We start from the raw sequence: 11,878 nt of genomic DNA, 5'->3' as shown, positions 1-11,878 counted from the left end.
AACTACCGACACTATTTCCACTTATAAAAAAGGGTTATTGGATTAAAGCGGCGTCGCACTATTGGATATACGTCCATTCAATTGCTTACACGCTTCGTGTATTTCAAGGCTATTGGGAAGTACCGAGCGCCTTACACTTTCTACCTGCCTGCACAATGCCAGGCGTTCGTTGGCGGCTTCCCGCTCGCGGTCAATCTCGGCGTTGAGCCGCACAAAATAGAACCCCAGCAACACCGCAGCACAGAGCACGCCGAGCACAAAGTAGCGAAAGCTGTTGGACGACGGCGGCTCGGGTGGGTTCATGACGTTATTGCGCCCTGCTCTTCTCGTAACGCACATCATCGCCTTCCACCGGGCCGACCACGCTCCAACCCAGCCGCTGATAAAACCCGTTGGCACGAATTCCGTCACGGCCGTCGGTAATCAAGAACAACCGATCATGGTGTTCAAACAGTGCGGCCTCGGCCACCGCCATCAGTTGACGGCCCAGGCCCAGGTTCTCGAAATCCGGCCGCACAAACATCGCGAATACCTCGCCTTCGGCCAGGTCGACCATGGCAAAAGCGGCAGGCTGACCCTCCGCCTCGGCGATCCAAACGCAGGGCGCTGCGCGGATGCTGTCAGCCAATACCTGGGGCGTTATGCCCAGGTCGGCCATTTGCTCGACACTCAAATGGTTTTGCACCACCGAGGTGCGAATGGCGAAGAGCGTGTCGACATCGTCCTGCGTCGCCAGGCGGATGAGCGTTTGCATACTGGCCTCCCTAGTAGAGGGCGCAATTGTATGCAAATAGAAACACAGTGAATGTCGTGGATTTGTAAAACGCCCTACAGCGCTTCGCTTTGCTGCTGGCGACGGAACTGCCCCGGCGCCACCCCATGGGCCTTGCGGAAACACCGGGAAAAATATGCCTCGTCGGTGAAACCGCAGCGGTGCGCGATCACGCCAATCATTTGCGCACTGTTGAGCAACAAGGTGCGCGCCATCTGCATGCGCCGGTCGAGCACCAGTTGCGAGAAGGGTTTGCCGGTTTCCTTGCGTAACAGGTGAGTGAGGTAGTTGGGCGACAGGAACGCCGCCGCCGCTGCATCCGTGAGGTTGAGGGTCGGTTCATGCAAGTGCTCGCGGATATAGCCCTGCACCCGTGCCAACGCATCCTTGCGCCCGCGCCGCGTGGCATTGTTGGCGGCGAAAGCCTGCAAGGGCTCGGCGTACTGCTCACAGACCAGGCCGATCAGTTGAAACAGGTAGCCCTTGAGGCGTTCGCGGGCGCCGAAGGTGCGGTGGGCATCGAGTTCGCGCATGTGGGCAAGCCAGGTTTGCACCTGCTCGAACGCCGCGTCTTCGAGAATGAAGTCCAACTGCTCCTGGAAGCGAAACGGCGACAGCTCCGGCGCCTGGCCGATGGGAATGTCTTCCAGGTCCAGGGGATCGCAGGTGAGCTGCGGTAGGAAAAACGCCTGGCTGAAGTTGATCAGCATGAATTCGCCATCTTCGGGATGGGGAATCACATGCAAGCGATGGGGCAGGATGAACGCCAGGGCCTTGCGCGGAAACGGCCGCACCGCGCCGCCAATATGCTGCACGGTGTCGCCGCCGAGGTTGATCTGGATCTGGAAATACTCATGGCGATGGGGGCTGGTCAGCGCCGCCCGCCCGCGTTTGTCGCGGATGTAGAAGTCGGGGCGGTCGCTGCGCTGTTCCATGCCGTAAGTGGTGACGCGGGTGCCTGGCATAACGGTCTCTCGGGTGGCCTGGGCACCACTGTAGCCTCAACCCTGGCTGAGGGTGAAACGCAACTCGCCGATGCCGTCGATGCCAGCACTGATCTCGTCGCCCGGTTGTAACGCACCGACGCCTGCGGGCGTACCGGTGAAGATCAGGTCGCCGGCTTTGAGCGCGACCGACTTCGACGCATGGCTGATCACTTCACTGACGGACCATATCTGGTCGGCCAGGTCGCCCACCTGGCGCTGTTCACCGTTCACGTTGAGCCAGATCTTGCCGCTGGACGGATGCCCGACCACGCTCACCGGTTGCAGCGCAGTCGTCGGTGCGGACGCATCGAAAGCCTTGGCCCAATCCCACGGGCGTGACAGCTTTTTCGCCTGGGCCTGCAGGTCGCGGCGGGTCAGGTCGATGCCGACGCCATACCCCCAGATGTGGGAAAACGCCTGTTCCGGGCTGATGTCCACCCCGCCCTTGCCGATGGCTACCACCAGCTCCACTTCGTGGTGCAGGTCGGCGGTCAGCGGCGGATAGGCGATCACGCCTTCGGCCGGCACCACGGCATCCGCCGGTTTCATGAAGAAGAATGGCGGCTCGCGGTCCGGGTCATGCCCCATCTCACGAGCGTGTTCGCTGTAGTTGCGACCCACACAGAACACCCGCCGTAGCGGGAAGCGTGCTTCGCTGCCCTGCACGGCCAGGGAAGGGATTGGCGTAGGTGTGAATACATAGTCAGTCATGGCTTGGGCCTCTTCGGTTACCTGGCGCCAGTATGGCGAGTGGCGCCGGGGCGAAGTTGGACAGGCCTACGCAGATTTTGCACTGGACGGTGCTTCAGAAGGCCGATCCAACAGGCGATACAACGGCAGGCACGCCGCCTGGATCAGCAACATGCGGATCACCTGCATCGCCGTCACCAGGGTCACGGCCAGACCCAGGGCCTCGGCGGTGAGGCTCATTTCCGGCGCGCTGCCGGGCATCATGCCCAGGGCCAGCGACAGCCATGGCATGCCCAACCCGGCACCCAGCGCCCAAGCGGCCAATGCGCTGGCAATCACCGAACCGACCAATAGCAGCAGCACTTTGCCCAGCAGGCCCGGCGCGCGGCGGAAGAAACTGCGGTCAAACGCGACGCCCAATGCGCAGCCAATCAGCAACTGGCCGCTGCCGCTGAGCCAACCCGGCATGCTCATCGACAGGTGATTGCAGCCCACCCCCACCGCGCAAATCAGGAACGGCCCGAAGGTCCAGGGGTTAGGCAACTTGCACTGCCTGAAACCTAAGGCCGCCAGCCAGCCCACGGCGAGGATGAAGATCAGCCAGGGCCAGATCACAGGCAATGGCGCATGCGCAGCGACGGAAGGCATGCCGAAAGTGGCGACAGCCGGCACCGTCAAAAGAATCAGCAATAATCGGATGCTATGGGCGGCGGCAATAAAGCTGGTGTCCGCCTGGCGTTGGCGGCCCAGGTGCACCATCTCGCTGGAGTTGGCCGGCATCAAGGCGAAGAACGCCGTGCCGAACGGCACGCCCCAGCGATGCAGGATCAGCACCGAACACAGCGCCAGTACCAGCGTCAGCAACACCGCCGTGACGATCAGCCCGAGATGAGCCGCCACTTGCTGCATTACCGGCAGCGTGAAATGACAGCCGATGGCAACCGCCACGATGAGTTGCCCGGCTTGGCGGCCATGGGGAATTTCCGGCACCAGGCTGCCAGCGCAACGGGTCAGCATCACGGCGACCAGCGAACCGATCACCCAGGGCAACGGCCACCCCGCCCAACTGGCAAGGCTGCCGCCCAGCGCGCCGATAATCAGTGTGAAGAGCCAATGGTTGGGCATGGTGGGGTACTCGGCATGGAGAAGAATGCCGACAGGCTATAGACTTGCCTTCATCACAGAAAATATTCATTTGTGAAGCCAGTCATCACTCTTTGTTATGCGAGCCGTCATGAACCTGAAAGCGCTGGAGTACTGCGTCGAGATCGCCCGTCAAGGCAGCTTCACCAAAGCCGCCCAGGCGTTGCACGTGGCACAGCCGGCGCTGAGCATGGCGGTGAGCCGGTTGGAGGATGAGTTGGGCGTGGCCCTGTTCAACCGCGCAACGCGGCAGATCAGCGTGACTGCCGAAGGCCAGCTGTTCCTGGCACGCGCCGAGGCGTGCCTTGAAGGCTTGGCCGGTGCCCGCCGTGAATTGCAGGACCTGACCCAACTGCACAGCGGCGAAATCCGCGTGGGCGTGCCGCCCATGTACGGCATCCGCCATATTCCCGACCTGCTGATGCAATTTCGCGCCCAGTACCCCGGCATTGCCATGCATGTGGTGGAAGGCAGCGCCGATGACATCAGCGAACGCCTGGCCACGCGGGACATCGATGTGGCGTTGTTGGAGTCGCGGCGGGTTGATCCGGCGTGGGAGTCGGTGCTGCTCGGCAGCGATGAGATGGTGTTGTGCATGGCCGAAGATCACCCGCTGGCGGGCCTCTCGTCCATCTCGGCGCAGCGGCTGCAACATGAACCGATGCTGGTGTTCGACAACACTTTCCTGCAACGCCATCTGCTGGATGCCTTTTGCAGCAACGCCCGCGTGCGTTTCAACATCGCCCTGGAAAGCAACTTCGTGCCGCTGGTGATTACCGCCACGCGCAACGGCATGGGCGTCTCCACCTTGCTGCGGTCGGTGCAGGAACAAGAGCCAGGGTTGGCCGGCGTTTCATTCGAGCCGGCGCAATTCATGCACTTCAACCTGTGCTGGCGCGCCAGCGAATACCTGTCCCAGGCCAATCGGCGGTTTATTGAGACGGCGAAGGTGTATTTCCAGGAAGACGCCAGCTCGCCGCTGTCACGTTAAGCCGTTATTTGCGTGCGACTTTGTAGCGCACGCAATCCTGATAGAAGCCCTGGCGGATCGCCTCGGGTTTGAGCCGTGAACGGCTGTCGTAGGTCTGTTCGGTAATGCCCATGGCCATCATGCGCATCCAGGACTTGCTGAACTTCATGCTTTGGATCTTCTGCCGCGCCGCGTACAACGACACGCCCGACAGCTTGAGTTCCTGGGCCCTGGCGGCGGTGCCGGCGCCCCAACTGCACATGTACTTGTCACCCTCGCGCAGCTCCCGTGCCTGCACGGCAGCCGCGCCGCCGGCCAGGGAGCAGGCGATCAGCATGATTCCAACAGAGCGCATTTGCATCCTCACCTAACCACCTGAAAATAAAAGCGATTCTGGCGAGGATTTTGTTACAAAGGGGCCATTAAATTGCCTTATTGCGCAAGGTTTCAGTTAGCCGCAGCCGGCGTGGTGCGAAAGGTGATGCCCAGGCGGTTGAATGCGTTCATCAAGGCAATGCCGTAAGTCAGGTCGGCCAGCTCCTTGGCGCTGAACTCGGCGGCGGCCGCTGCGTACTCTGCGTCCGAGACGTCGCTGTGGGTGACCGCTTCAGCGAAAGCCAAGGCGATGCGTTCGCGGGCGGTGAACACATCCCGTGCGTCGTGCCACACCGGCACCAGCACCAGCTTGTCCACGGCCAAGCCTTGCTTGAGCAGGTCACGCGAGTGCATGTCGATGCAGAAGGCGCAGCCGTTGATCTGCGAGACGCGCAGGTAAACCAGGTCGATCAGCGCCTTGGGCAAGCCGCTGTTCTGCAGGTAGACATAGACGCCACCGAAAGCCTTGTAGCCTTCCGGGGATGCTTGGGTGTAATCGAGGCGAGTGGTCATGATAAATCCTGATGACGTTGAGTGAAGGCACCATGTTGCAGCGCCATGGCTCACCTCTGAAGAGCCAAGAATGGGCCCGGTGACCGGACCATGATGGTCTAGTCAAATGTTGCAGTTATGGTCCTTGGGTACAGGTCATGCAGCCGCTACAGTTAAGGCAGCCGCGACCAGGAAATCTCCCCCCATGCACACGTTGCCCCCTTTGGACCCTACCTCGGCCGAGCCGATCTACCGTCAGCTTTACTGGCGTTTTCGCAGTGCCATCGCCGAAGGCCTGCTCAAGCCCGGCGAGCGTGTCCCGGCGGCGCGGGCGCTGGCCAAGGAGTTGGGGCTCGCGCGCGGTACCATCGACAGCACTTATGCATTGCTGACCGCCGAGGGTTACCTTGAACCTCGCGGCCAGGCAGGCACGGTGGTGGCGCACGGCATCGAGAGCGCCCAACCTACGCCCGTGGTCATCACGCCCTACAACGCGGTGCGACAACAGTCACAGGTGCGCCCCTTCCAGATGGGCCTGCCGGCGCTGGACGCCTTCCCACGCAAGATCTGGTCGAAAATCGCCGCCCGCTGCGTGCGCGCCACACAACTGGCGGACATGTCCAACCCGCCGGTCTACGGCCTGCCTTCGCTGCGCACCGCTATCGCCAGTTACTTGCAGGTGGCGCGGGGGATCCACTGCGCGCCGGAGCAGATCTTCGTCACGTCGGGCTACCGCAACACGCTGAGCCTGGTCACCCATGCGTTGCTCTCACCCGGCGACGCGGTGCTGGTCGAAGACCCTGGTTATCTGCCCACACGACCACTGCTGGACCACTTGCAGATCAAGTCCATCCCCGTGCCTGTGGATCAGGACGGCCTCTGCGTACAGCACCTCAGCGCCGCCCGCGCCGTGGTCGTCACCCCGGCCCATCAAAGCCCGCTGTGTGTGTCGCTGTCGCTGCCGCGCCGCCTGGAACTGCTGGAGTGGGCCCGCCGTGAACAGGCCTGGATCATCGAGGACGACTACGACGGCGAGTACCGTTACGTCAGCCGCCCATTACCTGCCCTCAAGAGCCTGGACCGCGAGGGCCGGGTGCTTTACGCGGGTACCTTCAGCAAAGTGCTGTTCCCCGGCATTCGCCTGGCGTATCTCGTGGTGCCCGTTTCCCAGGTCAGTCGTTTCGAGCAAGTCAGCCAGAGCTTTCTTGGCAACTGCCCGGAACTGACCCAGGCCATCGTCGCCAGTTTTATCGCCGAAGGGCATTTCGCCCGGCATATCCAGCGCATGCGCAAGCTGTACGGCGAGCGCCGCGAAGCCACCGCCAACGGGTTGCGCAAGGTATTGGGCGCGCATATTTCCATTGATGCACAACCTGGCGGGATGCACCTGATCCTGCGGTTCAAGACCCCGCAATCGGACCGCTTGCTGGTACAGAAACTGGCAAGCGTCGGTCTCTTCGCGGAAGCGTTGAGCGAATGGAATGTCGTGCAGCACACTGTTCCCGGCCTACTGTTGGGGTTTGCCAACATCGACTCTCAGGCCAGCGCCGAAGCATTGGGCCGGCGCATCCTGGAATGCTTGGTGGCCTAGTCATCAGGTAATTTCTTGGCGCTGTTCTTGCCGGCCAACAGCCGTAAAACTGCGACGCCCTCCCCCAGCCAGGATTTCTGATGCGCAGTCTCACGGTGTTTTGCGGCTCCAACTTCGGCACCCACCCTCGCTACAGTGAAGACGCCAAAGCCCTCGGCCGTGAAATCGCCCGGCGCGGTATTCGCCTGATCTACGGCGGCAGTGCCAAAGGCCTGATGGGCGTGACTGCCGACAGCGCGTTGGCGGAGGGTGGCGAAGTGATCGGCGTCATCACCCGATTGCTGCATGAACTCGGGCACATGCATCCAGGGCTCAGCACCTATGAAATCACCGAAGACATGCGCAGCCGCAAAGCGCGCATGAGCGAATTGGCCGATGGGTTCATCGCCCTGCCCGGTGGCCTCGGCACCTTTGAAGAATTGCTGGAAGCGATGACCTTGACGCAATTGGGCGAGCACCACAAAGGCGTGGCCTGCCTGAACACCGCACAGTTTTTCGTGCCGTTGCAGGGCCTGTTCGCGCACGGCGTGCAAGAAGGCTTCATCAAGGCCGAACACAGCCAGATGCTGATCGTCGAAGACAACCCCGGCGCCCTGCTCGATGCCCTTGGGCGGTGGCAGGCGCCGGTGGTCCACAAATGGATTGAGCCAGCTAGGCGTTAGCCCGTTTCGGCCTTGGCGATGCTGCTCCCGAATCCTTTCGCCAAGGCCTTTTTTTACCTCACCACTGGTACGTGGCGCTTGCCTGTACGGTGCGCTGCGAGCCATACCAGCACCACGAATAGGAGTAGCAGGACGCGACATACTCTTTATTCGCCAGGTTGGTGGCATTGAGCGCCAGGCGCAGGTTGTCCTTCAGGCTGGTGATGTTCGGGATGTCGTAGTGCACCGCCGCATCGAACAGGGTGTAGCCCGGCACCTTGAGGGTGTTGGCCGTATCACCCCAGGACGAGCCGACATACCGAGCCCCTGCACCGACACCGAAGCCCTTGAGGTTGCCATCGTGGAAGGTGTAGTCGGCCCACGCCGAGGCGGTGTGACGCGGCACGCCGTAGGTGGTGGTGCCTTCGGCCGCGATGGCCGGGCCTACGCCGATGTCACTGATGGGCGCATACCGCACGGTGTTGTTGGACTTGCTGATGCGGTTGTCCAGGTAGGCGTAGGCCGCGGTGATGTCCAGGTTGTCATTGAGGCTGGCCTTGCCTTCCAGCTCAAAGCCACGGGATTGCACTTCACCGTCCTGGCTCTGGCAGCGTCCGGAGCCGCACAGATGAGTCGGGTCCGGATCGGTGGTCAGCACGTTGGTCTGGCGCAGGTCGAAGATCGCTGCCGTGATAAAGCTGTTGCTGCCTGGCGGCTGGTATTTGATGCCGATTTCGTACTGCTTGCCTTCGGTCGGCTTGAACACCGAACCGCCGTAGCCGGTGCCGGACTGCGGGTTGAACGACTCGGCGTAGCTGGCATAGGGTGCCAGGCCATTATCAAACAGATAGACCAGGCCGATACGGCCGGTAAACGCCTTGCTGTCCAGGGACGACTCGGATTTGGCGCCGGTGCGAATCGTCTTGGTGCTGCTGTCGGTGCTGGCCCAGTCATAGCGCCCGCCCAGCAACAGGACCCATTTGTCCCATTTCATCTGCTCTTGCAGGTACATGCCGGTCTGCTCGCTGCGCGAGGTGCCGTCGGTGGTGTAGGCCGGCACCGGAACGGCCGCGCCGTAGACCGGATTGAAAATATCCTGGGTCGGGCCGGCGGTGTACACGCCCGAGCCGGACAGGGTGTCGGTGCTGGTGTTCTGGTAGTCGAGCCCCATCAGCAAGGTGTGCTGCAACGGGCCGGTATCGAATTTGGCCTGCACCTGGTTGTCGAGGGTGTAGGCATCCAGGTCGACATCGCTGGCGATGGTCGAGCGGCGGATGGTGCGATAGTCCGTCATCAGGTAGTTGCTGTAGAGGCTGCGGTACTGGCCTTCGCTGCGCAGGTAACGCGCATTCTGGCGCACGGTCCACACGTCATCGAAGTGATGCTCGAATGCCCAGCCGATGCTGTAGTACTCGCGGTCACTTTTCTCGAAATTCTTTTCACCGTCGTAGAAATCCACATCGATGCTGCGCCCGGTCGGGCTGTGCAGCACCGAGCCCCAGGCCGGTACCGAACCGTAGGACGCGCCTTTGGGGTCCTTCTGGAAATGCCCGAGCAGGGTCAGCGAGGTCGCGTCGTCCGGGCGCCAGGTGAAGGCGCTGGATAGCGACTGGCGGCGCGTCTCGGTGTGTTCTACCTGCCCGTCGGCATCGTCGAAAAGCCCGGCCACGCGGTAGGAATACACGCCCTGATCATCCAGTGGGCCACTCAGGTCGAAGGTCGTACGCTTCTTGTTGAAGGTGCCGTATTCCACACCCACTTCGTGAAACGGCGTGTCCAGCGGGCGTTTGCTGACCATGTTGATCACGCCGCTCGGCGTACCCTGGCCGTAAAGGACCGAGGCCGGGCCGCGTAGCACTTCGACGCGTTCCAGGTCAAAAGCGTCCTTTTGCGGCAAGGCGTCACGGCTCGAGGGCATGCGCAGGCCGTCGAGGTAAGTGGCCGGTGAGAAACCCCGGATGGTCAACTGGTCCAGGCGCGATGCGGTGGCGCCACGGGTTTCCGGAATGACGGCGGCGCTGTAGCGCAGGATCTGGTTGAGGCTCTCGGCGTTTTGCGCGCGCATCTGGTCTTTGGTGACGATGGAGATCGATTGCGGCGTTTCGATCAGCGCGGTGTCGGTCTTGGTGCCCGACAAGCTGCGCGTGGCCACATAGCCGGACACCGGCCCGGTCGGGCTTTCGGTCTGGTATGCGCCGCTGATGGTGGTGGCCTGCAACTCCATGGCCCCGCCGTTATCCGGAATAGCTTCCAGACGGTAGCGGTCGGCGGAAATCTTCAAGGCCTGCAAGCCGCTACCGTCGAGCAACTGGTTCAGCGCCACATCGGTGTCGTATTGCCCGCTCAAACCCTTACTGCGCTTGCCGCGCGTCAGGCTTGCATCAAACGCCAGCACCAGGCCCGCCTGCTCGGCCAGGCTATTGAGCGCCTGGCTCAAGTCACCGGCGGGAATCGAGAAACTGCGCACGGCGCTGCTGCTCTCTTCGGCAAAGGAGGACTGGACGGTCAGCAACGGCACGGCGGCAAAAGCCATCGCCACTGACAAGGCCAGTGGGTGCAAGGGACGAGCAAGGCGCGACATGGGAAATCCTGCGTAAGGGAGGTTCTATTAACCATGACGGCCATGTCGGAAAATCGGGCAAGGATGAGAGCGATTTTTATTTAAGCTGCCGCGCTGCAATCAGTTTTGTCGCTTTTTTCTGTAGCCCTTTGGGTTGGTTTTTTGCGTTTTTTCCCCGTGTTCAGCCAGCCCTTTCTGAATTTCTCAACCGCTCATCCCGCTGCGTTTTGCTACGGCATGCTCCGACGCCTTGCCCTTTGCCGAGACGTCACGGATGACCCACCCTTCCCGCATTGCCCTTATCGAATTTGAGCTGGATGGCTTCCATCAGAGCCTGGTGATTTATCGCCAGCACATGGACGCGTGGTATTCGCGTGCGCTGGATTCGGTGAGCCATGCGCTTGATATGCCGTCGCTGCTGGGGATGGATCGGGTGTTGCGGGTGGGGGACTCGCAGCGGGCGGTGAGTATTTCGGATACCGACTTTTCGACCGTGGTCCAGTGCGCGGTGGGCGGCGAGCTGAAGATCGAGAGCCTGTTCGAGTCGGTGTATGACGTGCCGATTGGCAACATCCCGGTGGAGGTGATCGGGCTGGATGACGGCAGTTCCACCGTGATCATGCTGGATGAACAAGGCAAAGGCTCGCACCACTGCGCGGCGGGCGGGCGCTATCAAGTGCGGGTGCAGGGGGGCGTTTCTGCTGAGCAAGTGGACGCGTTGTTTACCTCTTACGCTGGGCTGACCGGGGACCTGGAGCAGTGGCTTCGGTCTGAGTGGTCGGGTTTCAAACCTCACTGGGAACGCTCAACCCTCAGCGCGATTGGCAGCGGCGTACTGGCGGGCAGTTGGGCGGCGATTCGTGATGTGTGGGACAGCATCAAGCTGGTGCAGGCGATTCTTGATGACCCGCTGAAGTACGTCGAACAGCTGGGCGCAGAAGCAGCCAAATTGGCGCAGCTTGCCACCGATGCGCCCAAAGTCATGGAACAGGCGATGTTGCTGGCCAGTGATGAGGCAGCACTGTTCCTGATGCTGCGCACGGCGATGATCTGGTTGGACGCATTGCCGCCCGGTGAAATGGCCGAGATGGCGGCAGGGTTTGTGGTGTCGTTGCTGATTGATCTGGTGATCGGCGTGGTGTTGACCATCGCGTTACCGGCGGCGGGTGTGGCGTATTTGAGTCTGCGGTTGGTCAAGTATGGCGGGCAGATTCTTGATGCGGCGGTGGGTTTTGTCAGGGGGCTGTTGGGGATTCTGACGAAGTTCATGCAGGCCGTGGATCGCTACAAGGCGGTCGCGGTTCGCGGGGTGGTTGGTGGGTTGAAGCAAGGCAGGCTGCAGATGCGCTGGAAGGCGCGGCAGAACGCGATGCTGAAGCAGGCGGAGCATGTGGATGATGTGCCTGCTGTTGGGAAGAATCCGGCTGGGGATGCGGCGGCGTCATCGGACAAGACGGCCACTAACGGCTGCCCGGTGTCGATGGTCACGGGTGAGGAACTGCTGACCCTCACCGATGGTGCGCTGGACGGGATTTTGCCGTTTGAGTGGACCCGGTTGTATCGCACCAGCGCGGTGGAAGTGGATTGTGGGTTGGGGTTTGGTTGGAGTCACTCGCTGGCGCATCGGCTGAGTGTTTCCGGGGATTCGGTGGTGTGGA

Annotated in this window: 12 protein-coding genes; 4 read left to right on the top strand and 8 right to left on the bottom strand. The window is 61.7% G+C overall.

The features are described from left to right. Positions 1-42: 42 nt before the first annotated feature. The 5 genes from EJ576_RS28175 to EJ576_RS28155 all read right to left on the bottom strand — a co-directional run bounded on the left by EJ576_RS28175 (position 43) and on the right by EJ576_RS28155 (position 3,573). Positions 43-303, bottom strand: a complete 261-nt coding sequence (locus tag EJ576_RS28175) for a hypothetical protein (RefSeq protein ID WP_073860003.1) — start codon at positions 301-303, stop codon at positions 43-45. 4 nt (positions 304-307) lie between these two features. Continuing rightward, entirely contained in the window at positions 308-754 is a 447-nt protein-coding gene (locus tag EJ576_RS28170; RefSeq protein WP_126571649.1) for a GNAT family N-acetyltransferase, read from the bottom strand. 74 nt (positions 755-828) lie between these two features. Continuing rightward, positions 829-1,737 carry an AraC family transcriptional regulator gene (locus EJ576_RS28165; RefSeq protein ID WP_123476759.1) on the bottom strand — a complete coding sequence of 303 codons (909 nt, stop codon included), beginning with the start codon at positions 1,735-1,737 and terminating at the stop codon, positions 829-831. 36 nt (positions 1,738-1,773) lie between these two features. Beyond that, a complete protein-coding gene (locus EJ576_RS28160; protein ID WP_126571648.1) occupies positions 1,774-2,469 on the bottom strand; it encodes a fumarylacetoacetate hydrolase family protein in 696 nt (231 codons plus the stop codon). Between the two features lie 66 nt (positions 2,470-2,535). After that, positions 2,536-3,573, bottom strand: coding sequence for an AbrB family transcriptional regulator (locus EJ576_RS28155; RefSeq protein WP_126571647.1), 1,038 nt, complete (start codon positions 3,571-3,573; stop codon positions 2,536-2,538). A gap of 109 nt (positions 3,574-3,682) precedes the next feature. Here EJ576_RS28155 and EJ576_RS28150 point away from each other — a divergent pair, with 109 nt between their 5' ends. After that, on the top strand, positions 3,683-4,582 hold the full coding sequence (locus EJ576_RS28150) for a LysR family transcriptional regulator (RefSeq protein WP_068938018.1): 900 nt from the start codon (positions 3,683-3,685) through the stop codon (positions 4,580-4,582). A gap of 4 nt (positions 4,583-4,586) precedes the next feature. Here EJ576_RS28150 and EJ576_RS28145 read toward each other — a convergent pair whose 3' ends face one another. After that, positions 4,587-4,916 (bottom strand): hypothetical protein, encoded by a 330-nt coding sequence (locus EJ576_RS28145; protein WP_025999890.1) that lies wholly within the window; start codon positions 4,914-4,916, stop codon positions 4,587-4,589. A gap of 92 nt (positions 4,917-5,008) precedes the next feature. Further along, positions 5,009-5,449 (bottom strand): carboxymuconolactone decarboxylase family protein, encoded by a 441-nt coding sequence (locus EJ576_RS28140; RefSeq protein ID WP_122727638.1) that lies wholly within the window; start codon positions 5,447-5,449, stop codon positions 5,009-5,011. 184 nt (positions 5,450-5,633) lie between these two features. On the opposite strand from EJ576_RS28140, the gene EJ576_RS28135 reads away from it, so the two are divergent. After that, positions 5,634-7,019 (top strand): PLP-dependent aminotransferase family protein, encoded by a 1,386-nt coding sequence (locus tag EJ576_RS28135; RefSeq protein WP_126571646.1) that lies wholly within the window; start codon positions 5,634-5,636, stop codon positions 7,017-7,019. A gap of 80 nt (positions 7,020-7,099) precedes the next feature. Continuing rightward, positions 7,100-7,681, top strand: coding sequence for a TIGR00730 family Rossman fold protein (locus EJ576_RS28130; protein ID WP_126571645.1), 582 nt, complete (start codon positions 7,100-7,102; stop codon positions 7,679-7,681). Positions 7,682-7,739: 58 nt separating this feature from the next. Here the strand turns inward: EJ576_RS28130 and EJ576_RS28125 are convergent, their stop codons facing one another. Then, positions 7,740-10,241: a TonB-dependent siderophore receptor gene (locus tag EJ576_RS28125; protein WP_126571644.1), complete on the bottom strand. Its 2,502-nt coding sequence runs from the start codon at positions 10,239-10,241 to the stop codon at positions 7,740-7,742. Between the two features lie 253 nt (positions 10,242-10,494). Between EJ576_RS28125 and EJ576_RS28120 the strand changes: the two genes are divergently transcribed. Beyond that, positions 10,495-11,878: DUF6531 domain-containing protein (locus tag EJ576_RS28120; RefSeq protein ID WP_256656654.1), on the top strand; the 1,384-nt coding region annotated here is incomplete at its 3' end.

The organism is Pseudomonas sp. C 49-2 (genome assembly GCF_003970195.1).
Lineage (GTDB): Bacteria > Pseudomonadota > Gammaproteobacteria > Pseudomonadales > Pseudomonadaceae > Aquipseudomonas > Aquipseudomonas canadensis.
Note: the sequence above shows the minus strand (reverse complement) of the source record. Positions and strands in the feature narration are given on the sequence as shown.